Source organism: Flavobacterium sp. (genome assembly GCF_030146175.1).
Classification (GTDB): Bacteria; Bacteroidota; Bacteroidia; order Flavobacteriales; family Flavobacteriaceae; genus Flavobacterium.
Genome location: NZ_JASLCE010000027.1, coordinates 22,714 through 45,844, shown reverse-complemented (window position 1 = coordinate 45,844; position 23,131 = coordinate 22,714). Strand labels below are relative to the sequence as shown.

At 40.4% G+C, this 23,131-nt stretch carries 21 protein-coding genes; 1 reads left to right on the top strand and 20 read right to left on the bottom strand.

Features of this window, described 5'->3' with window-relative positions:
- Positions 1-325: 325 nt before the first annotated feature.
- From Q1R07_RS03300 to Q1R07_RS03205, 20 genes are all read right to left on the bottom strand, one after another.
- Positions 326-1,342, bottom strand: a complete 1,017-nt coding sequence (locus tag Q1R07_RS03300; RefSeq protein ID WP_300485974.1) for a glycosyltransferase — start codon at positions 1,340-1,342, stop codon at positions 326-328.
- Positions 1,311-2,660: an O-antigen ligase family protein gene (locus Q1R07_RS03295; RefSeq protein WP_300485972.1), complete on the bottom strand. Its 1,350-nt coding sequence runs from the start codon at positions 2,658-2,660 to the stop codon at positions 1,311-1,313. The genes Q1R07_RS03300 and Q1R07_RS03295 overlap by 32 nt, the downstream gene beginning before the upstream one ends.
- Complete coding sequence (locus tag Q1R07_RS03290) at positions 2,650-3,723, bottom strand: glycosyltransferase family 4 protein (protein WP_300485970.1); 1,074 nt, start codon at positions 3,721-3,723, stop codon at positions 2,650-2,652. The genes Q1R07_RS03295 and Q1R07_RS03290 overlap by 11 nt, the downstream gene beginning before the upstream one ends.
- Positions 3,705-4,712, bottom strand: a complete 1,008-nt coding sequence (locus Q1R07_RS03285) for a hypothetical protein (RefSeq protein ID WP_300485968.1) — start codon at positions 4,710-4,712, stop codon at positions 3,705-3,707. The genes Q1R07_RS03290 and Q1R07_RS03285 overlap by 19 nt, the downstream gene beginning before the upstream one ends.
- Entirely contained in the window at positions 4,712-5,833 is a 1,122-nt protein-coding gene (locus tag Q1R07_RS03280) for a glycosyltransferase (protein WP_300485966.1), read from the bottom strand. The genes Q1R07_RS03285 and Q1R07_RS03280 overlap by 1 nt, the downstream gene beginning before the upstream one ends.
- Before the next feature lie 3 nt (positions 5,834-5,836).
- On the bottom strand, positions 5,837-6,850 hold the full coding sequence (locus Q1R07_RS03275) for a glycosyltransferase (protein WP_300485964.1): 1,014 nt from the start codon (positions 6,848-6,850) through the stop codon (positions 5,837-5,839).
- Positions 6,847-8,385, bottom strand: coding sequence for a glycosyltransferase (locus tag Q1R07_RS03270; RefSeq protein ID WP_300485963.1), 1,539 nt, complete (start codon positions 8,383-8,385; stop codon positions 6,847-6,849). Before Q1R07_RS03270 ends, Q1R07_RS03275 begins: the two co-directional genes overlap by 4 nt.
- Positions 8,382-9,533: a glycosyltransferase family 4 protein gene (locus Q1R07_RS03265; RefSeq protein ID WP_366526331.1), complete on the bottom strand. Its 1,152-nt coding sequence runs from the start codon at positions 9,531-9,533 to the stop codon at positions 8,382-8,384. Before Q1R07_RS03265 ends, Q1R07_RS03270 begins: the two co-directional genes overlap by 4 nt.
- Positions 9,530-10,924 (bottom strand): UDP-glycosyltransferase, encoded by a 1,395-nt coding sequence (locus Q1R07_RS03260; protein ID WP_300485961.1) that lies wholly within the window; start codon positions 10,922-10,924, stop codon positions 9,530-9,532. Before Q1R07_RS03260 ends, Q1R07_RS03265 begins: the two co-directional genes overlap by 4 nt.
- Positions 10,925-10,928: 4 nt before the next feature.
- The gene (neuC, locus tag Q1R07_RS03255) at positions 10,929-12,050 is read right to left on the bottom strand and encodes a UDP-N-acetylglucosamine 2-epimerase (protein WP_300485959.1); all 1,122 of its coding nucleotides are present in this window, start codon (positions 12,048-12,050) and stop codon (positions 10,929-10,931) included.
- Between the two features lie 7 nt (positions 12,051-12,057).
- Positions 12,058-13,098: an N-acetylneuraminate synthase gene (gene neuB, locus Q1R07_RS03250; protein WP_300485957.1), complete on the bottom strand. Its 1,041-nt coding sequence runs from the start codon at positions 13,096-13,098 to the stop codon at positions 12,058-12,060.
- Positions 13,095-13,772, bottom strand: coding sequence for an acylneuraminate cytidylyltransferase family protein (locus Q1R07_RS03245; RefSeq protein ID WP_300485955.1), 678 nt, complete (start codon positions 13,770-13,772; stop codon positions 13,095-13,097). Before Q1R07_RS03245 ends, neuB begins: the two co-directional genes overlap by 4 nt.
- Positions 13,769-14,875 carry a glycosyltransferase family 4 protein gene (locus tag Q1R07_RS03240; RefSeq protein ID WP_300485954.1) on the bottom strand — a complete coding sequence of 369 codons (1,107 nt, stop codon included), beginning with the start codon at positions 14,873-14,875 and terminating at the stop codon, positions 13,769-13,771. Before Q1R07_RS03240 ends, Q1R07_RS03245 begins: the two co-directional genes overlap by 4 nt.
- 27 nt (positions 14,876-14,902) lie before the next feature.
- Positions 14,903-15,979, bottom strand: coding sequence for a galactosyltransferase-related protein (locus tag Q1R07_RS03235; RefSeq protein WP_300485953.1), 1,077 nt, complete (start codon positions 15,977-15,979; stop codon positions 14,903-14,905).
- A 48-nt stretch (positions 15,980-16,027) separates the two neighbouring features.
- Entirely contained in the window at positions 16,028-17,056 is a 1,029-nt protein-coding gene (locus tag Q1R07_RS03230) for a glycosyltransferase family A protein (RefSeq protein ID WP_300485951.1), read from the bottom strand.
- Between the two features lie 67 nt (positions 17,057-17,123).
- Positions 17,124-18,107, bottom strand: coding sequence for a glycosyltransferase (locus Q1R07_RS03225; RefSeq protein ID WP_300485950.1), 984 nt, complete (start codon positions 18,105-18,107; stop codon positions 17,124-17,126).
- A gap of 89 nt (positions 18,108-18,196) precedes the next feature.
- Positions 18,197-19,183 carry a glycosyltransferase family 2 protein gene (locus Q1R07_RS03220; RefSeq protein ID WP_300485949.1) on the bottom strand — a complete coding sequence of 329 codons (987 nt, stop codon included), beginning with the start codon at positions 19,181-19,183 and terminating at the stop codon, positions 18,197-18,199.
- Complete coding sequence (locus Q1R07_RS03215) at positions 19,180-20,082, bottom strand: glycosyltransferase family 2 protein (RefSeq protein WP_300485947.1); 903 nt, start codon at positions 20,080-20,082, stop codon at positions 19,180-19,182. Before Q1R07_RS03215 ends, Q1R07_RS03220 begins: the two co-directional genes overlap by 4 nt.
- Positions 20,082-20,900: a class I SAM-dependent methyltransferase gene (locus Q1R07_RS03210; protein WP_300485945.1), complete on the bottom strand. Its 819-nt coding sequence runs from the start codon at positions 20,898-20,900 to the stop codon at positions 20,082-20,084. The genes Q1R07_RS03215 and Q1R07_RS03210 overlap by 1 nt, the downstream gene beginning before the upstream one ends.
- Positions 20,897-22,180 (bottom strand): ABC transporter ATP-binding protein, encoded by a 1,284-nt coding sequence (locus Q1R07_RS03205; RefSeq protein WP_300485943.1) that lies wholly within the window; start codon positions 22,178-22,180, stop codon positions 20,897-20,899. The genes Q1R07_RS03210 and Q1R07_RS03205 overlap by 4 nt, the downstream gene beginning before the upstream one ends.
- A gap of 175 nt (positions 22,181-22,355) precedes the next feature.
- Here Q1R07_RS03205 and Q1R07_RS03200 point away from each other — a divergent pair, with 175 nt between their 5' ends.
- Entirely contained in the window at positions 22,356-23,087 is a 732-nt protein-coding gene (locus Q1R07_RS03200) for a CpsB/CapC family capsule biosynthesis tyrosine phosphatase (RefSeq protein ID WP_300485942.1), read from the top strand.
- The last annotated feature ends 44 nt before the right edge of the window (positions 23,088-23,131 follow it).

Sequence of the window (23,131 nt, the reverse complement as noted above, 5' to 3'; positions counted from 1 at the left end):
CCTGCAGGTTATACATTTCAAAAATGGTTCCGAACAGGTTGATATAAAGCCCCAGAAATAGTATGGAACCTATAGAGGATTGTTTAAAGGAAAAATAATGAAATTTAAAGGTAACCGTCAAAAAGTATAAGGCAGCAAAAACAGCGAAAACATCTATTATACGCAAAAGCACTTTCCTTTCAGAAATTTCAAAATGTATTTTTTTGCCGCTCATGTAGGGGAATTTATTTCTACAAAAAACAAGTTTTTATATAATTAAAACAGTTTATACTTGTTTTTTTATAGAATTAATCTTCATTTATTAAACAAACATACAATAATATTACTAATACTCAAACAATAGCTTCCATTGCTTTTTGATTTCTTTCCAGTCAAAGCTTTCGACTTTACGATAGGCTTCTCCGATTTGTTTTTGAGCGTTATCCGGATTTTCAATCAACATCCGAATGGCCGCAACCATGGCTTCAACATCGCCATCGGCAACCAATTGTGCCTCAACATCATTACGTAGCAAAAACGGAATTCCGCCAACATTTGTCGCGACTACCGGTAATCCCAAAGCCATCGCTTCCATCACGCTAACGGGCATATTGTCGAAATGAGATGTCGCCATAAAAATATCGTATCCGGCGGCCAATGTCGTCCATTCCGTTTTGGATAGTTGTCCGGTAAAGCGAACCGCTACCTTTTTTAAACCGGCATAGTCTTTCACCGCATCCAGACTTCCATCTTTATCAGGACCAACCATACATAAGGTTGTTTCCGGGTATATTTTTTGCAATGATGCCGCTACATCAACCGCCATTTTAGGGTTATAAATTGCGGCAAATGCCCGTACCCAAAGTAAATGCGGTTTGATTACATTCCGCTGTTTAAAGGTATACCGCTCCCGTTCGATCAGATTTGGAATTTGTATCAGACGTGGCACATTCTTTTGTCGGAACTGTTCGATCAGATAGGCCGACGGCGCTACGTTTTTATAGGCATGATCAAAAATCATCCGGCAGAAACGCGGGTTTTGTTGCAACCGCTTCGGAAGATCGCCACCATGCAGATACGGAATGTATTTTAATCGTAGTATTCTGCAAACCTGACTCACCAAAAAGGCATACCAGAAATTGAAAGTACTGTAGGTATCTATAATTACAAAATCGGCCGATCGTGCGTGTTTTAGAACCGTAAGCACCATATCGACAATTCGCAGTATTTTATTTTTTTGGGACGAAGCCGTAACCATCCGATACCCTTCTTTGGCAAATAAAACCGAAAGCGTATCGATTGTTGTAGGATTCTGACCATGACCGGCCAGTTTATTCCCGATGTAAAGGATCTTTTTCGTCATCGGGATATACTTTTAATAAGGTTAAGGCATAAATAAAAGCCGGTGCGGCGAGTCGCATGGCCGCATGGTTAATCGTGAACAGCCAAAAGGCTAAAAAACAAAACAAGAAGATATGATTCCGGTTTCCCAGACTCAACACTAACGGTACGATAAAGAGGATTAACAGGTTGATCACTCCTAAAATACCATGTTCTGCCAGCATTCGCGTAATTTCATTGTGCGTAGCCAGGTCAATTCCGGTTAATTCCTGTCGGTATTCTTTATTTTTTCCGACACCAATGCCTAAAAACGGATGATCAACAAACATTTGGATTTCCGTTTTAATCAACTCTTCCCTACCCGATAATTTACTTTCTTTTTCTCTTCCTAGAGCATCCTGATTGGCATACCGTTTATCAATAAGTCCGCTTGTCTGATAGGAACTATAAATCCAAACGCTAAGACTCGCCAGTATCGTAAAAATAAACACCACTAACATTTTACTTCGCCCTTCCTTGTTCAATTTAAAATACGTCATAATAACCAATAACAGGATCATGATGCATCCGGTTATCATACCGCCACGGGAAAAAGTAATAATACCGCGATAGGCTGTCATTAACGTCAACGCAATATTGATAATTTGTAATCTCCGGGTTGGTGAATTCAATAAAAACTGGCTAAAAAACACAAAGGTTCCAAAACCCAACATGGTTGATACCTGATTGGGACCAAAACCACCGGAAGTTTCAAAATTGGATTGCGTTCCGGTTACCACATCCCGTACACTGGGCGTATACAGAAACAGGTAGGTCACTACGGTAACTATGGGCATTGCAAAAGTCGTTAACAGGCTCCGCAATTCCCGAATGGTTATTTTTCTGTCAAAACAATAAATAGCCGCCATTCCGAGACAAACCGGTCCGGATATATTAAATGCGATGGCTTTTCGCATATTGGTTTCATACGACAGGGTTGCTGTGGAAACAATGATACCCGGCACCAAAAAAATAAGGAATAACCAGTAAGGCCACGCATTCCGGGAGAAACCGGTGTAAAACATTCCGATGAGCAGGAAGATCATGACGGAATATTTTCCGTATTCATTAAAAATCATACCGTTTGTCATTCGCAGGAATACTTCGATTCCAACGACATAGGCCGACAAATACAGTGCTTCGTTATTCTTATTTCTGGTTTTAAGCAAAATCACTAAACCGGAAACAAAAGTCAGCATGGTTAGTAGTACCGATAAAAACGGCACTACATAAATAACACCACCTATTACAATATGCAATAGTAATAAAGCGATATAGGTCGTTTGTTTTTTATTCCCCATTACTGATAAAATTCAGATAATCCTGTACTACGGATTCTTTTATATAATGTTGTTTGATGTCGTTTTGCAGTGCGGTTCCGATTTGTTTACGGTTTACCGGATCTGCAATCAGTTGCAACAATGCTTCGGTAAATGATCCGGCATCGCCTTCCGGTATTAAAATACCGTTTGCACCGCTAATCACCGTTGGAATTTCCCCTACGGCTGTCGCTACCACCGGAAGACCAAAATAGCCATATTCCAGTAACGAAACCGGCAGTCCTTCGGAAATGGAGGTTAATATCCCGATGTCGGACTGTCGGATCACAAAATCCACTTCTGCTACACTTCCGTATAGAAAAACAGTATGCTGTAATCCTAAAGCAAGAATCTGTTCCCGCAACTGCTCCGAATAGGCATCTTTAAAATCTTTCCCAACCAGATGAAATGTCCAGTCCGGATGTATGTTTTTTATATTTTTTGCAATTTCCAATACCAGCAAATGATTTTTCTGCGGTCTTAAATTTGCCAGACAGAGAATTCGTTTTCCATCTGCTCCTTGTAACGGTATTCCGGATTCGCTATGCACTACGGATACAAAATTAGGAAGGTATTTTACCTGTTTACAATGCAACTCCTTTTTGGACCAGTTTTTTAGTTTTTCGTTGACAGCGATGATTCGGTAAAAAAAGAACGATGCCCACTGTAACAACCTTTTATTTTTTCGTTCCGACACAAAATCGCTATAACCATAATGATCATGCCAAACAATTTTTAAAGAAGGTTGAATCATTTTTAGCAATACGGCAAAGAAAAAAGAACTACTATGCGCATGCATTATTGATACCTTATGCTCTTTTACAAACGTTCGCGTTCGCCACAAAGCTTTAAAATCCAAAGCGGATTTTCGGTTGGCAAACCAATAGGGAACATCGGATTGTAATTCCTTTTTTAAAGCTCCTTCTTTCCGGGTTGCGATTAGCCCTGAAAACGAAATTTCAGCCGACAAGGCATTGGCATAACTTACAGCCATTTTTTCGGCACCTCCGGTTTCGAGGCTGTCAATTAATTGAACGATTCGCATTGTTGGTAAATCCAATTTTTAAAATCGATATAATTCCATTTTAACGGTCCTTTGACATTCAATTTCCGTTCATTATTTTTTAAACGATTACCGTCGTAAACATAATAATATTTTCCATCAATCAACTGTACATCGATCTGATGCATGCCCGCGTTAAATTCTTTAATTGTTTCGCTTCTTTTAAGGAAAAACGGGTGCTCTCTTTTGGTAGTATACGTTCCGTTGGCAAAATTAAAACGGTATAACGATAGCCCAAAACCATAGCCTTCCGTTGAATTTTGAACCGGCAACAACAAGCCTTTTTTATCGGCAAAAAAACGGCCACCGGCTCTTGCTTCAGTTCCCATTAGTACTTTTTCCTTTTTGTGCGATTTCCATTTTCCAAAAAGCGAATCCGCTTCAAACAAATACATATTCAAATGATCATCGGAAGCAACTAAAACATTAAGACTATCCGACAGATAAATTGACGGATCTTTCAGCGCTCTGTTTTTAATCAGGGTATCGCAAACTTTCCAGCCGTAAGGGAATCGTTCTGCTTTATACAATAATACGTGTCCGGCACTTTTGGTTTCCGGCAACATATAAAATTCATTTTTATATTTAAAAACCTGAGGATAGGACAAATGAAATTTTTCGGTCAGTACCGCTCCTTTGTAATTGTAATTGACGCCATCGGTCGATGTTAGTAATGCAATATCTCCGTTAGGTTTTGTTTTTTTATGTTCCACAAAAAGATAAAAGGTATCTTTTTCTTTTATAAAAAACGGATCGGCCAGGAATGTTGTACTGTCTTCCTGTTTTTTTAGCTGTTCAAAAGTGTATAATTGATTTTTTTCAATCGGAATTTTATGTGGAAATACAGTTGACTCTCCAAATCCAACAGACCACGGGCCGCCTTCCGGTTGCATAAACGGTGTTCTGTTGTTAATTACAAGCAATAGCAGCACTATACTTATCATCCCGAATATAATGACTTTTTTTAGCATCACTGATTTTTTAGCATTTTTCCTATTTCATTTTCGAAATAGTCCAACGTAAATTGTCGGGACCATTCCATTCCCTGTCTGGCTTTTTCCCGGTAATCCGAATGGTTAACGATACATCGTTCTACAGATGCCTTATCAGCTGCAATAGACAGCGATAACAAGATACCTCTTTTTCCGTTATCCAACATCGACGGCACACAGGAAACTTTTGTCGCAACGGGTACGCATCCCCAGAACATGGCTTCGGCAACCACCTTAGGCCAGCCTTCACTTTGCGAAGGTAATATTAAAAAATGACTCTTCCGGTAGGCATTTTCGACGATTTCCGCTTCCCGGTTTCCGTGTAAAACGATCTGTTGTTGTAGTCCGTTTTCCCGAATATAATTTTCCAGATTTTCCCGTTCCGCACCTTCGCCAAACAAGTCCAGGCGAACATCATATCCCGATTGGAGCAACGCTTCCGTTAGTTGTACGGCATATAAAGGTCGTTTTCCTTTGGACAATGTTCCTACAAAAAGTATGTTTATTGTCGTATCGGGCGTTCGCAACAGCACTTCTTTTTTATCACTATCGCGATAGGTTGCCGTAAAAAAGGGAACAATATTCGAACTGGCATTTTCCCATTCGCCATATACCAGAACTTTCATATTCCGGGTGAGTGTCGTATTGCTCAAAATCCACTTTTGCAGGCGATAACTCCAGGGTTGTTTGCTTTTAGGATCCCAGTTTCCGGCATATTTTGCCGTTTTATTTTTCTTCGGAAATAAAATTTGTACCAGACAGGCGACCAGTCCCATATTTCCGGGACAACGCAAATGGATATGATCCGCATCCCGCATCGCAAGGTAGGTCGAGCGGATAATACGGGGTAAATGCGTTATCGTTTTTAGTATTTCCCTGGCCGATAAAAGTGAAAAAGCCGGAACCTCGCGAAATTCGATTTCCGAATGTTGATAGGGCAAATCGATCGCCGAAATAGCTCCATTCTGAACCGGAGCGACCAGTAAAACCGTATCGATATATTGAAACCAAAGGTTCATTTCCTTTACATAAGGCCCATAGGCATAATACCGGTTTTCCCGGATAATATGCGGTACATGTGTAATAAGGGCTAATTTCATATGCTAAAAGAATTGTCCGGATTGGACCTTTGGTTTGTTAAACAGCAGACTGATCCATCCGGTAAAACGTCCCAACGATTCGGTAAAGGCTGCCTTTCTATCGGATGTTGTAAAGATATTACTAATTCGGATCAAAAGTAGCAGACCGATGATTGCATGCCATTTGAATGCTGACTTCCAATCGGTTTGAGGATAGGCCACTTTCCAGACATACCAACCGTTTCGAACCACCATTCGACCATAGTTGTATTGATTCGGCCGGCCGGAAGCGTCGTGATGGTGTTCCAGTCGGGCGCTGGTAGTAACGTATAATTTTTCCATTTTCGAAACCCGAAGACAGAAATCGGCATCTTCATATAATCCGTAGCCTTCGAAATATTCTGAAAAACGGAAATTTTGAAAAATTTCTTTTTTAAAGGACGAAACACCACCCATGAGTTGTTCCACCGGATAAGTTTTTCCGGAAGGCGGTAAAAAACTAACACTTCGCCCGTGTGAAAACGTTGGTAAAAATCCGGGCGGTCGATCCGCATCCAGTCCCAGCTTTTTTCGCAACACAAAACGGCTACCGTCTTTACGTACCCATCCGTCGTATTCGAATTCATTTTTCGAAATCGTATATTCCGGCGTGATCGGCTTCCATTTTACTTCGTTGGTAATATAACCTCCTACGCCTTTGGCATCGGGATATTGTGTATACGTTTTAAGCAATGCTTCAAAATAGTCTTTTTCCAGAATGGTATCATCGTCTAAAAAACAGATCACATCACTATCGGTTGGAACAAGATTGATCCCAACATTGCGTTGTTTGGTAAGCCCTCTGTTTTCCGGGCTAACTTTATGATATTTTAAATTTTGAAAGGTATTTTCCTGTAAGATCTTTTCCGTTTCATCGTCTGGCGAACCATCGACAATAAGAATCGCATCGGGATAACAGGTTTGCTCCGCCACCGATTGCAACAATCGCAATACCGATTGCGCTCTTCTATAAGTACAGATGATCAATGTATTCTTCATGATCGTTCTTTTAAAACGTTTGCCCAATAGGTACTCCGGTTCCAGGCTTTGCGGAACTTTTTATAATAGCGTAGCGGATTTTTATCGGATTGGATTGTATAAAACTTGATACAAAGTGTAGTCTTGTATCCTAATAGTTGTTGTTCGGTATAATGCAACAGTCGGAACAACATCACCGTAGGCGATGGTTTGGGCTGAACCTCATCAATTTGCCATTCCAAAACGGGACGGGTTCTAAAACCGCCTACAGGTGCTTTCAGATGTAATATTTCGGGTTGTGGCAAATATAAGATATCATATCCTTTATTGCGGAGTTGCATTCCAAAATCGGTATCTTCTCCAAAACCATTTTCAAACCGCATGTCGAATTTCAGTCCTTGCAGGGCATCGCGATGTACAATACTACAACCTGAACCAAACGTTTCCCATTGTATGCGATTGGTATCTTTCGGGATATCGTCTTTCTGTCGACAACTTAGCGTAAATGCCTTCCCTCCTGTTTTACCTATTTCGCGGCTTGCTTGTTCTAAAAAATCCGACTGAAAACGAATATCGTCATCCGCCAGGAATACCCATTCACTTTGTACAAACGACAAAGCCATATTCCGCGCATTACAAGCTCCGGTTTGATGTATAAAACGGTGTATGATTTCAAAAGGCCATGATTCCTTTGCAAGGTAATCCAATTCGCTATTACTATCCGTCACCGGATTTTGTTCTATCAGGATTACGCTTTTCGGTTTTAGTGTCTGAGCCGATAAGTCCTGTAAAACATCATATAAAAACATTTTTCGACCGATCGTCGGAATGATAACATCAAACGCAAAAGGTGTTCTATCGGTTATTGGTTCTATGTCATTATTGAACAATACTCCGGAAAGTGTTCTTCGTTTATAAAATAACGCCATAATAAAAGGAAATAGCGTTACTTTTCGTTCGTATAGGAACAGGTTTAACAACAACATCAAAATCCAGCGACCGCGATAATGTTGTTTTGCAAATCGGAAAAGTAATTGATTCGATGCTTCCGGTCCGGTTTTAACTTTAGTATCCAGCTGTTTTCGGAGTAGTAAGGGTTCCGAGCAACATTCTAATCCGATAGCCATTCCCAGTTTGGCCAGGGAGCATAAAAAATAGGCAAAATTCCGGTCGGCCTTCAGACCATTTAATGCGTTTACCGTTTCGGCAAATATGCCCCCTACGGTGCTGTGCATTTGCCAGGTTGGAAATGTTACGTTGCGATTGGGATTGGCAAACAAACTCTCGTCCACATAACCAATGGCATCCGGTATAAAATTTCCGATACCGTAGGATAGCATTCTTTTTTTATGCGGGAAAAGCGCCGCGATTTTTTCGAGATGAAGTACCTCGCGATAATTGGTATCGCACCAAAGTAACAACCGATCCGGATAATCCGTTGCCAGACGTAGCAAACTACGGGCTATATTTCCGGAATCCGGAACCGCGATTGTGGTACCGCTTTCGAGGTCCATAACAGTCGTGACGGTATTTTGATGATGATACAATACGATCATGTTCCGATTATCTTTTGGTAAAATGCTATATTCTGTTCAACCGTTTTGGCAATATTAAATCTTTCGTGCGTTCTGACTTCGGCTTTTTTCTCCATATTTTCCCGTAATTCCGAATCGTTTAATAAACGTACAATACGGTCGGCATAGGTTTTATGATCCGTTGGATGTACCAGAAAACCGCTTTCTCCGTCTACAATCAGTTCGTTAGCCCAACCGATATTACTATTTACAACCGGTTTTCGCATGGCCATCGATTCAATTGTTACCATTCCCAAAGTTTCGGCAAAAGTAGGAAAAACACAGACTTGTGCTTTTTCGATATACGATCGTACTTTTTCGTACGGTATTTTGCCTTTGTATTCTATTTTGTTTTTTAGCGCATCGTCGAGACTATCCGCCAGTAATTCCCAAGTAGACGACGCCCCGGTTTTAATATCGGACGAATCGTTTCCGATCAGAATTAGACGCGCTTCCGGGTTTTGTTCGATCACGTGTTTCATGATTCCGGGCAATTCCAGTACGCCTTTCTTCCGGATAATCGTCCCGATATAGAGCAATAGTCCGTTTTCTTCCAGATGTGTTCCATTATCGCGGAATTGCTCCAGATTCAATCCATAATGAATCGTTACAATCTCTTTATTTCGGATATTAAAAATCTCTTTTGTTAGCGCACCGGCAAAGGTTGTCGGAGCGATATAGGCTTTTGCTTTTTGGATGCCCCATTTTTCAAAATAGAAATTTTTCCGTTTTTGCGGTCTGTTTTCCAGATGACAGAAATAGGCATCACTGCCGTGAAATCGGATGATCAACGGTGCTTTTAATTTCATAAAAGCCGTTATACCCGTCCAATCCGGTGCTTCGACCAGTGTAATTTTTTCGGAAACAATCAGATCGTTCAGATAGGATTCCAGGTATTTCCGATAAAAATACCAGGTTGCCCATTTGTATTTTCGTTTTTTGACCGAATAAATCGTGACGCCGTTTTCTTCAAAAACACAATCTTCCGCTTGTCCGTAGACCACTACCGATACCGTCACGCCTTTTTGTGCTAATGCTACGGCCAGATTTTTAATACTGGTTCCAATTCCGCCGCTGTTCAGTACCTTTTCGTGCGGGTATTCCGGTGTTAAAAAAGCAATGTGCATCATGACAACAGGGTATTAATCGCAGTCCATATATTTTTTGAGGCCATTTCGGGTGGAACCGCATTGATGATCCGGAACCATTCTTCGGCTTTTGTCGTATCGCTGTTTCCGTGAACGACCACTTCCCGAATCGCAGCGTCGATTGTATTTTTATTGTTCAACCAGATCACCGCTTCCGGATCGGGCATCGAACGGAAATGCACATAGTTGTAAATCTTTTTTACCGACCAGTCGGCTATTTTTTTATTTTCAACGTCATAATTGATATAGGCACACGGTTTGTGATGTGCGGCATAATCAAAAACCATCGACGATCCCAAGTTGATCACCATTTCGGTATGGGCGATCGTATTCATTTGCAAATCCAGATCCTCCGGAGTAGGTAAAATTGTATTCCACATACCGCCTTTTTTCTCCCATTTGGGATTTACCGGTACGATAAGGTGTTTGTATTTTTGTAGTACCGAATCAAAACGATCCGAAAAATCCACCGGACATCTGCGGAACAAAATTCCCAATGCTTGTCCTTCCCGATTGAGTGTTTCGATAGCCTCCGCTACATTTTCAAGGTATTCCGGATCATCGGGACAAGTGGTCACATCGTCTCCGGAATAACAGATATATTTTTTATTCGGATCCAATCCATTAGCTTGAAAAAAAGCATCCCTCGAAAGCAGTCGCTCTGTTTCAAAATGCGATTCGAACTGCGGTGTTCCCGTTACAAAAACGGATTCCGATTTAATATACGGATAATATTTTAAAAGTTCCGCTTTCATAAAATCACTCCAGACAAAATAATAGTCGGTTTCGACTACCATCGTGGCTTTGGGTAGGTTATCCCATGAAAAAATAAACGTTGCCGTGGGAATTCCCAGTTCCTGAGCGGCCAAAAGTGGCGCAATAGCCGTCATTGGCCTTTGATTGGTACAGAATACCATCGCGGGTTTTTCGGTTTCCAGCACTTTTTTGCATTCCCGGAAATAGGCCGTTTGTTTTTCGAGTTCGCGGATATTTTGTCGGATTTTCAGAATTCCGCTATCGGATGTATAGCGCCATGTCAACCATTGGGTTGCGATGCTTTTAAGCGCTGTTTTTATATTTTTATACGAATACGGGAATCGATAGGTATCGTACACCGCATCGTTACATTGTTTTTTATTCCGGTTTAATTCAATTTGTTTCCGGGCATTTTTATAGACTTCGGTACGTTTGTTACTTTTCGCTTCGCGGATTGTAATTTCCTGAAACCCTAAATCGGTTAGCTGAAAAGGGGTGTTATTCCAGAAAACCACGTCATAGCCTTGTTCGACTCCCAACTCGTGGAAACGGGAATAGGCAAAATTGCGAAGTCCAATTCCGTCCGGAAGCAGAATAAAAATTTTGTTTTTTGACATCTTTTTAAATATCCCTAAATTGTTTTTGGTGGTTTAATTGCCAAAGATTCGCTTCTTTAAGGGAACTGACAAATAATTCGGCGCTATTTCCGCTACCGTAATCACCGGTTATTTTTTGAACAGTATGCGTCCCGATAACTTTCAATGCTTCCTGAATAGCCGCTTTATCATAGTCGACATTCAATATATCACTATTTACCGAACGATTTTGCTGGCGACTGCCGATGTTAATGATCGGCAAACCGTAATACGGCGCCTCTCTGATTCCGGCACTACTGTTTCCGATAATAAAACGGGCATTTTTGAGCAAAGTCAGAAAGTATTCAAACCGCAAGGACGGAAAAACCCGAAAACGTTTGTTGTCTTTTAGCTTTTCGTAAGCCTTTACAATCGCAGAATTGCCCAGATCATTATTCGGATAAATGACCACATACGGGCGATCATCATCTAATAATGCCGCGACAAAATTATCGGCATAGTCTTGCATGTTTTGAAATTCGGTTGTCACCGGGTGGAACATGGCCACCGCATAATGATCAAAATCTATTTCGTAGTATTCTTTTACGGTTTGCAGGTCGGGAAGTGTATCCGAAAACATAATATCCAGATCCGGAGAACCGATAACCGACACAGACGCTTCCAGTTCGCCCATTTGTATCAGTCGTTTTTTGGCCGTATCATTCGACACAAAATGAACGTGACTCATCTTACTTGTCGCATGTCGGATCAATTCGTCTATCGTTCCGGAAATTTCACCACCTTCAATATGCGCTACCAGGATATTGTTGAGCGATCCCACAATAGCTCCTGCCAGTGCTTCCACCCTGTCGCCGTGAATGATAATCATATCCGGTTGGATCTCTTTACAGTAGGCCGACAATCCTTCGATCGTTTTGGCCAGTGTCAAATCCATCGTTGTTTCGTGGGTATGATTTTCAAACGCATGCAGATTTGTAAATCCACAACGCTCAATCTCAATCCACGTATAACCGTATTCCTGTTGCAGGTGCATGCCGGTCACAAAAAGATAGGGTGTAAAATCCGGTTGCTTTTCCAAAGCCTGGATCAGCGATTTGATTTTCCCGAAATCGGCACGGGTACCGGTTAGAAATACAATTTTTTTCATCCTGCGATTATACTATATCGTCCCAACTTAGCTGTTCGTCGTTAGCAATATCCCGTCCGGCGGTTTTACCCAATACGGATTCGAAATGTTCGGCCAGTATTTTTCCGGTTCCCGGGCGTTTTACCCAGGTGTTTTCTTTTGTAAAAACATCCCCTTTTTTGATATCCTGAATCGTACACAGGGTTGCAAATGCAAAATCGATCGTTACCTGTTCCTCTTTTGCCGGTTGTTTGGTTCCGCCTCTCATTAGTGCGATTTCAGCGGCATTCCGAATCAGATCGGCACAATTTTGCTCGTCCATACTGCATACAATATCCGGTCCGGTGCGTTCCATATGATCGGTAAAATGGCGTTCCAAAATGGACGCTCCCAAGGCTACGGCTCCAAGACAGGCATTGTTGTTTAATGTATGATCACTTAATCCGAAAACCTTATCCGGGAAGGCATTGTGCATTTCGGTCATCGCGCCAAAACGAACCAGATGGATTGGCGTAGGATATAAATTCGTAGTATGCAACAGTGCTACCGGCACCTTGTGTTTATCAAAAATAGCCACGGCTTTACGAATGCTTTCAATGGTATTCATCCCGGTACTTAAAATGACCGGTTTTCCAAAAGATGCGATATGTTCGAGTAACGGATAATTATTGCATTCACCCGAACCGATCTTATAGGCCGGAATATCGAATTTTCGCAATCGCTCGGCTGCCGCTCTTGAAAACGGTGTCGAAATAAAGAGCATTCCTTTGCTTTCCACATAATTTTTAAGCTCGAGTTCATCGGCTTCATTTAAAGCACAACGCTCCATAATTTCATAGATCGAAACATCGGCATTGCCGGGTATTACCTTTTTGGCGGCACCACTCATTTCATCGGCTACAATATGGGTTTGATGTTTCACCACTTCCACACCGGCGCGAAAAGCCGCATCGACCATTTCTTTGGCCGTTTGCAGGGAACCTTCGTGGTTAATTCCGATTTCGGCAATTACCAATGGCGGATAATCCGGGCCGATTTTTCTTCCGGCTATTTCAATATAGGGATTCATTTATTATGTGTTTTATGGTTGTGATACAGATAGGATGCATATTCAAAATCGGCTTCCGTATCGATATCCAGTTCGGCAAACGGATGTTCCACAATCCAGGGAATAGCCTGTTCGCTAATAATTTTTTGTTCTTCTAAAATAAGTTCGGATTTACTGATGTATAGCAATCCGTTTTCAAAATATAAAGGTTCCATATCCTGACTCCGTTGTCCGATTTCATAATTAAACGGAACGTATCTGGATTGGGTTATTTTTCCTAGTTTACGGATTATGGGAGTTACCGAAAACAAACTATCGGCTCCGGTCGTGCTATATTTTTCAAAGCTTTCCCGAAGTAATGCCTCCGGTCGTAACGGATTTGTCGCCTGTAATAAAACGACATTTTCCGGTTTTTCCGTTAGCGATTCCAGCACATGTTTTAAAGCGGTAACCGTTGGTTCCAAATCGCCCGAAAGCGAAGCCGGTCTGTCGATTACAATCGCTCCGTAATCCAGGGCTATTTTTTTGATTTCCGAATCATCGGTACTTACTACGATAGCATCAATTATATCCGCATTGGCTTTGGCATATTCGATAGAATGCGCGATAAGCGGTTTTCCTCCGAGTAGTTTTATATTTTTCCCGGGAAGTCGTTTCGATCCGCCGCGAGCCGGAATTACAGCTATCGTTTTCATTGGGACATTTTCTTTTGAGCAGATGCAATAATCGTATTCATTCCTGCATTCCAGTTTTCGGTGGTATACAACGCGGTATCAAAAGCATAAGATTGCTCGGGATTTTCTGCAAAATCCAACATTGCTTTTTCCCATTCGGAGACAAAATGCGGACTTTCGATTAGTTTTCCAAACTTTCCGTATTGTAATACTTCGGGAACGCCTCCTAAAGCGGATGCGATGCAATAATTACCGCAATGCAAAGCTTCGATAAGACTTAAGCCAAAACCTTCGTGACACAACGTTGAAAACAAATAACAATCGGCTGCCTGAAGGTATTTTGCCAATTCATCATTCGGAATTTTCCCGAAATAACGAACGCCTTCCATCGCTTCTTTGGGTTCGGTTCCGATAACCCACAATACACAATCGTTTCTTTTTTCGATTACGTTTTTCCAGGCATCCAAAACAATATGCAATCCTTTTTTAGGACGATCCTGTGCACACCAGACAAATATTTTTTTATTGATCACACCATATTCTTCTTTTAGAAGTTGTCTGGTGTCTGTTGCAATCGGGTGAAACTTTTTAGTGTCCACGCCATTATGAAGTACCGAAAAACGGGTTGGTAAAACGGTATAATAGTCTTTATGGGCTTTGTACGAATCGTGCGTTAACACTACCATCTCATCGATCCCTTCAAAAAACCAACGTCCGGCAAAATTTTCGTAGAAAGGCGGGAAGCCGTGATAACAGAATTGCAAATAACAATGCTGACGATAGCCACTTTCCGAAAGGAATTTTAGTAGCGGCTTTACAATTCCGTAATTATCGACAATCTGAATGATGTATTTCTGATCCGGTTGTAACAATTCTTCCAACGCATTCAGATATCCCACATAGCGGTTTTTCTTCCATTTCCGGATGATTTTTGCCTGTAAGGTGTTTTCAACCACTGCATATTTTACCGTATCGAATCTTTTTTCAGGAGGTTCGCAGATAATATAGTCGATCTGATGCTTACTTTCGAAGTAATTCTTATACAAGGTTGTCCAGCTCCCTATTTTCGGATAAGGCAGGGGCATTTGTGAAATAAGGATTACTTTGGGAAAGTTTGTTACCATTTGGTAAAAATATAAAAAATATGGCTTCTATTTTTTTATTTTAAACTCGATACCGCTAAGGTTTTCACGTATTCTGTAGGTATATGGCAAATGCGCATACTGGGTAACAATATGCCGCAACAACAGATCGTTACTCTCTTTTAACGTATAATAATCCGGTACCTTTTTTCCCAGTATTTTTTTGAGTTTGTATTTAAAACTGTTATACAACGGCTCTTCTTCGATACAAACACTAAGCGTTTCTCCGTCTTTCAATTGCGGCAGTTGACCGAATATCAAATGATCAATGGCACTTTTACGGTTTGTTATTTTTTGAACCGGAAGTTCCCGTAGGAAATTATAGTCTTTTTTATCCATCACGATTCCCCAGTTTTCGGAGTTAACCGTTGTGAATTGTCGTTGTTGATTGAACCGAAAATGTTCCTGGTTTAATTCGGCCACACCCGAAAGTTGCAATTCCTGTTTTAACAGAGCGCTTTCCGTTTGTCGGAAGTTGGGATGCCATTGGTGCAACATCCGTATTTTGTCGTCACAAAATCGAATCGGACAACCCAATTGTTTTAGGCGATTGTGAATATCGTTGTCTTCCGATCCCCAAAAATGAAAAAACTGATCGTACCCTCGAATCTGATGCAATTTTGCCGTAGGAAACAACGACATTCCTGCAGCTTCGCTACTACTACTAAATTTTAGTATATATTGATCAAATGATTTTTTATTAACGCTTTCCGCTTCCGATAGAAACCCTACCGGGAAATACATTCCTTCGTCCAATCGGGCATGCTGATTGGCAAATGCCATAAAATCCGGGGCGAAAATCATATCGATATCCGCCATAAAACAATAGTCGGTATCGGCTTTCCGGATGGCATAATTTAAGGCGATACTCCTACTCCAGGGCTGATCTGTTGTAAAAAGGTAATGGTATTCTACAAAAGCATATTGCTTAGTCAATTCCTGAACGGCACGTGCTGTTATCTGATCCGATCCATAATCGACCAAGACGACTTTAAATCGTATATCGGTCTGGATCTGTAAGGAATCCAGGGAACGTCGCACGCGTTCCAAGTCCCGGTTTCTATAGGGATAGATTACGGTTATCATGGGTATCAACAGTTATTATGTCTTTTTCGGTTTGTTTTTCTTCCTCAGTTAATTCTTTAAATACGATTGTACCACATTGGCCGGCAATCCTTTAAACTTGAAAAATAAGGGTATTATATTTTTATTAAACAGGAATCTGGAAAAAAGTTTTGTTTTGATCCAATATCCGATTTTTGTTGCATTGTTTGCTTTTAAAACGGGTTGTTTTATCGGGCTCACAGCGCTTTTTGTTAGGGTTTGCAATGTATCGGCCATCCAGGGTTCTGTTACATTTCCAAGATGGTAGGCAAAATTATCTTCTGTTGCCAATCGGTAATAACCGGATTTGACCACTGGAATATCCAATATGTCCCGCTCGCTGGTTCCTCCTAAACGATATTGAGTATGCTTGGGCAATTTATTTTTAAAAATTTCGCTGCGATAGGTGGCCAGATAATGTCCGGCGCCAATTACTGCTTTGGTATTTCCTTGCGTAAGCGTGAGGTATTTTTCCAGTTGGTAACGGTTGTAAAAATTTTCATTTCCCACGCTATGTCCAAACGCTTTTAATCCATCCGGGTTTTTCACGGCTGTAAATTGCAATTTTCGGGACCAGAAATAATCCCACAAAACATTAGCAGTATAGGTTTTATACGATCGCGAAGACGGCGTTGGACAAACCGCCCCGGCTTTAGGAAAATTTTCGAACACTGCATAGGTCGCCATCTGCCAGTCGGGCAAAAACATCACATCGGAATCCGCAATAGTGACCAAAGGAAAGTCATTACCGGACAAGCCTTTTAAAACGGCATTCATTTTTCCGATATTAGAGGTATGCAGCAATTCGTGAATTTTTTGGGCGGCCAATAATTCATTCAAATAAGTAACGATGGTTTCACAGCTACCATTATTAACAATCGTGATAAAGGTTTTGGAATGAACCGTTAGCAATAAGGAATCGATACAATATTTCAATATCGCAAAACTGTCTTTAAAATAACCGTCGAAAGATGGAATATAGACCGGTAAGATTACCTGATGGAAGTAATCGTCCGCTTGTTGTACTTGATCTTTATGTGGATTAAATCCTACCCGCATCGTATTTAAAATAAATTGCTTTTATCACTATAATATCCCAAAGAATATAGGGTATTGTTTATTTTGTCTAATTATTCTTTTTTATTTTTTGGCGTAAAACACCGATTCCTAAAAACGCCAGAAATCCTTTACCCCATATTTCCAAGGTCATTTTTTTCTTTATAACCGATTTGCTCGAATATGTAAACATCTCAAAAATTACTACATTTTTAAGTAATTTCAATGCATCAGTATAGTTATCTGCAATAAAAGCCATGTTGATCAATCCTCTATTGGTATTACATATTGCATCCGACAACCAGACTTTTGGCAGGTTATGGCGTTCTACGAATTCTTTTCGGCATAAATACGAATCTTTAAGCGCAAAAATATATTTGTCAATATTTTTGGGATGACTGGCACTTCCTTCGACGATCCGATATACGGTTGTCACTTCCTTTAAAAAGAAAATATCCGACAGGTATGCTGTTTCTAAAAGAATACGGGTATCGCCGATCACACCTTTTAACAGTGACGTCTGGTTGATTTCAATTGCTTTATCGAGAACTTTTTTCCGAAACAAGGTAGTTGGAAACTCAATAAATTTGTTTTTCAACATTACGGGAATAACATCCGCTTTACTGACTTCCTTTCCGGCCGGTTTATCCAGCAACTTTTCTATTTTTTGATCATAATGTTTTACATCCGTATAAACCAATCCTGTATTTGGGTTAGCTTCCAGAATACCGACTTGCTTTTGAAGTTTATCTTTGGTTATCCAATAATCATCTCCTTCACACATCGCCACATACTCGCCTTTACATTGTGCCATAGCAAACAGGAAATTAGGCATCATACCCAGGTTTTTGGAATGGGGAAAATAGTGTATTTTGTGTGCTTTCGGATGTGTTTTGATAATATCTTTTACAATTTCGTCGGTGGCATCCGGAGAACAATCGTTGGCGATAACTAATTCATAATCAAAATCACATTCCTGCATCAAGACGCCTTCTATCGCCTGACGTATGAACTTTTCGTGCCCATAAGTTATCATACATACACTAACTTTCATAACTCCTTGTTTGTTTTGTTTATGACAAATCCGTTTTAATTTTACGTAACGATTTTTTAATGATCAATATTTTTAAACGATTACTTTATTTAATTTTCGATCGCTTCATTGATGTCAATCTTGGCACTTTTTAAAAAATTATAGCCTTTATTGGAAATTGTGATGAGTATAAAACCGATATAGATCCGGATTTTATCTTGTAGCGGATAGGCTGTATTGAAAATATTTTTCAGTATTTGAATACCGTATCCTTTTATTGTTTTTCCGGAATTTATTTTGATCTGATAAAACGAACTCAACTGTCGGTATAATAAATATTGTTGGAGCGTATTTTGATTTTCTGTCGCCGTTGTTGCTACAATTTTAAATGCTTTTGTAAAAAATTTAAGTCGGGAAATATGCGACGAAAGTTCATTGGCTTTGTCCTGCGTTATACTTTGATGTCCTCTTCTGATTCCAAATAACACATCGTCCTTGTATACATATTTTAAATGATTGGCCAGCATTCTGAAATGGAAATCCGTTTCGTGACTATTGGCTAATTCTTCATCAAATAAAGCTTTGCCCTCCAATGTTATACGTCTCCATAACGGTGCCGCGGTAAAAAAATAATGATTTTTGGTGAGATAGGCCGTTAATACATCTTCCTTTGGTGTTCGGTTTGCTCTAAAAACGGTTTTAATGGGTGAACCTTCTGTAAAATCTTCCGCCAGACAGGCACAAAAATCCAACTCTTTATCTTCTTCCAATATGCGAACCTGTTTTTCCAGAAAATCGGAATACAGAATATCATCGCTATCGAACCACTTTATATAGGCACCTTTGCTTTTTTCAAAGCCATAATTCCGACACGCATTGGCGCCTTTCGTCCGGTTATCGGGTCTTTTATAATAGTAAAACCGACTATCCTTATTGCTATATGCCGACAGGATTTCTTCGGTATTATCTGTCGAGCCATCGTCTACGACAATACATTCCCAGTCCTGATAGGTTTGGGCAATCATACTGTCCAAAGTCGCTCCAATCAGATCAGCTCGGTTATAGGTTGGGATGATTACGGATACTAACGCTTTCATTTTTTAAAAATACTGATAAAAAAACGTCGGATAAATTTTAAAAACGATATTGGTGTAAAATTACGAACATAGTGCTTCCCTAACAGCAGCCATTCTTTGAAGACTAACTTTCGCTGGTCTTTTACCGCAACTTCATAGGTTAACAATAAATCCAATCGCTCCTTTTTAGAAAACAGGGCTAATTTTTTTAGGATAAAGTCTCCAAAAAATTGTTCTTTGGCTTTCTTTTTTAAAACGGTATTGTCTTGTCGGCCCGAAATATTCATTTCTGAAAATCGAATAAAGACAAAACTTTCATTAATGGTGTATATGCTTTTCTGTTCGGAGAAATCGATCCACGCGCGATCGTCACTGTACCATGCCAGTGGATAATCGTAAAAACCGTAGGTATCGTAAGCCTTTTTGGTAAAAATATATTCCGACAGCGAGCTTCTTGTAAGCGCTTTTGTTTTTTTAAAAAAAGATTCCGTTGCTTTTTCCCAAACAGGATGTAGAAAAGGATCGGAAATTCGGGCTGTTTCCTGAAAAATTATTTTTGAGGCAAACTTAACCACATTCGTTTTGTCCTTAAACTGTTCGTAATTGTAATACCAGGATGCTATGGTATTATCCGACAATACATCATCGTCACCTAAAATCATAATCCATTCCTCGTCGTTGATCAAATCGATACAACGATCCCATTGCCGAACCAGCGAATTGCCGCCTTTATTGGTTTCAAAGCGATGGTATTCGAACGGAAACTGACCGCTAAATCGTTCTAATAACCCCGATGGATCATCGGGACTGGCATCGTCTCCGATATATACCGTAAACCGTTTGTCGGTCTGATTGGCGAGTGAACGGAGTGTTTCTTCAAAAAACTGAATCTTGTAATATGGAATTACGATGGCCAGCATTATTTAAAGGCTTTTTTTAGAAACTTAAACGGCATTAATACCCTATGCCCCACTTTATAGGAATTTGAATTATAGATTTTTGCCATTTTTTGCTGGTATTCTATTTCCATAATGCTGCTTCCGTCGAAAACAGAAAGACCCTGTCGGTCAAATGATTCGTCTGAAGCAATGGCAACAAGATACAAAGCGGGTATATCCGTTTGTTGTACAGCCTTATAATCGCCGGTCATAATCACCGGTTGTTCCGGGCTTGCGATATCGGTAATCAGGGAATTCCCATTACAATAGCGTTGCGCCAACAATTGTTGCTTTGCAAAATATCCCGACAACAAGGTTTCGAATTCCTGCTGATAGAGTTCTTTAATATGGAACTCGTTTTTAAAATTCCGCTGATCGGAATAGTACAATTTATCCGGAGTGGAAATGATCACCATGCCACCCGGTTTTAAAACGCGTTTGATCTCGCACATCATTTCATCGTGCTGATCGTGATGTTCGATGGTTTCAAAACTGACCACCACATCCACACTTTGGTTTTCCAGCGGAATCGCACTGGTACTTCCCTGTTGGAAACGGATATTATTTTTGTGGTATTTGCGTGTTGCCGCTGCTACGGTCTTTTCGTCAATATCGACACCGTAAACAAATGCCGCATTCTCACTTAAAAGATTGGTTCCATATCCTTCGCCACTGGCAATATCGAGAACCGTTTTTCCGGTTACATACTGTTGTGCTATGGCATAACGATGCAAATGATCAATAGCATCTCTGTTATATATAAATGTTTCGAGGCGTTCGCCTGTCCATCCTTTTTTCATATTTTTTCCCATTTTAACAACGGACGTACCAATCCCGGGAATCGTCCTGAATAATTGCCACGAGCCGTATTATCGCCCATTTCATCAATGATATTAAACCCAACCACTTCCATTTCGTGAAACTCCACATGAAACGGACTATAGCGCATAATCGCAAAACTACAGGTGTAACCTCCTTCCGCCAGTAAATTGCCCGGAATTGTAATGGTTTTGGTATATATTCCTTTGGATACTGGTTCCAGAAGTGTATCGGATTTTGTGTCGTGTGAACTCAGAATATGAATCCCCTGGTTGTTAAATAAATTAAATCCGTGTGTGAATTGTTGTTCGTCTTTCAGTACTTCATACGTAAAACGAACCATTACCGGACTTGAGATCATATGATTTAACGCTGTTTCCTGATTCTGATTGAGGACTTCCGCTTTGTGCAGACGGAAAAATTCCGATCCGGGATGGTCTTTATCCCATTGTCTTGTCGCATTTTGCTGCGATTCTCTCAGGTATTCGTCAATACAGTCGTCTACATTACCTTCAAAAACCACCCTTCCGTGTTCCATGACAATACCTTTGGTGCAAAGACTTTTTACGGCCGCCATATTATGACTTACAAATAGTACGGTTCGTCCTTCGCCTTTGGCGATGTCCTGCATTTTTCCGATTGCTTTTTTCTGAAATTCCGCATCACCAACAGCCAATACTTCATCGACTACAAGGATTTCCGGTTCGAGGTGTGCCGCAACAGCAAATGCCAATCGAACGGTCATTCCGCTACTGTAGCGTTTTACCGGTGTATCGATATAGCGTTCACAACCGCTAAAAGCAATAATCTCATCTATTTTGGAGGTAATCTCATTTTTTGTCATTCCCAAAATGGAACCGTTCAGGTAGATGTTTTCCCTTCCGGTCATTTCCGGATGAAAACCCGTTCCTACTTCCAGTAACGACGCAATACGCCCGCGGGTTTTGATACTTCCGGTTGTAGGTGCCGTTACCCGGGATAAGATTTTTAACAGGGTGGATTTTCCAGCTCCGTTTTTCCCGATTATTCCCAGTACTTCTCCTCGCTCGACTTCGAAACTTATATCGTGTAAAGCCCAGACATAATCACTGTTTCCTTTTCTCGAACGATCGTTTACATCACCGATTTTTAAGTAAGGATCTTCTTTACCGCGCACTCTGTGCCACCATCTGTTTAAATCATGGCTTACGGTTCCCGTACCGACCGTTCCCAAACGATATTGTTTGGAAATATGTTCGGCCTTTAGAATTACATCTTTCACCGGATAGTATTGGTAGTTTTAATGTTAATAGTTTACAAACTTATCTATAATTTTAGACGGAGTCAAATTTAGCGAAATAAAGTCCTGAAACAATATTTTCTTTTGCTATAAGATTCCTTTTCTCTCACCCGATTGCAGTTTATTTTTGCATACTCAATTTGGCTATATTTGCAGTATGTTATCATTCTTTAAATCCAAAGCCCTTTTAAAGGAACTTATACCGCAGGACTACACCGATATTCATTCCCATCTTCTTTTTGGAATTGACGACGGTGCCCAAACTCAGGAGGATACGGCTTATTTATTAGACTCGTGCCGCGAATTCGGTTTCGCCCGAATGATAACGACACCGCATACCTGTAGTTCGGTTTGGGAAAATACCCGCGAAGGCATTGAAAACAAGCTTGATGAAGTACACGGGCTTTTACCGGAACTTTCCGGAGCTTTACAGCTTAAAGCGGCTTCGGAATATATGCTGGACGATACTTTTGTAAAATTATTTCAAAACGAAAAACTGTTAACCTTAAAAGACAACTACGTTCTGGTGGAAATGTCGTATATCAATCCGCCGATTCAGTTGTTTGATATTTTATTTGAGTTACAGGTAGCCGGATATCAGCCTGTACTGGCGCATCCGGAGCGTTATAATTTTTACCACAACAATTTCGACGCCTATAAAAAACTAAAAAAAGCCGGATGTCTGTTTCAGGCGAATTTACTTTCGGCTGTTGGCTATTATGGTGAACACGTTACCAAAACGGTTGAAAAACTATTTAAAAACGACATGATCGATTTTACCGGTTCCGACATACATCATAAAAGTCATATTGCTTCTTTTTCAAAAAAGATAAAGATTGATGAGTTATTGCTTGTCGCCGCGATGAAACGCAATACTCTTTTTAAATAAACTAAAAAAGTCCTTATAAATAAGGACTTTTTTTATAAACCGGA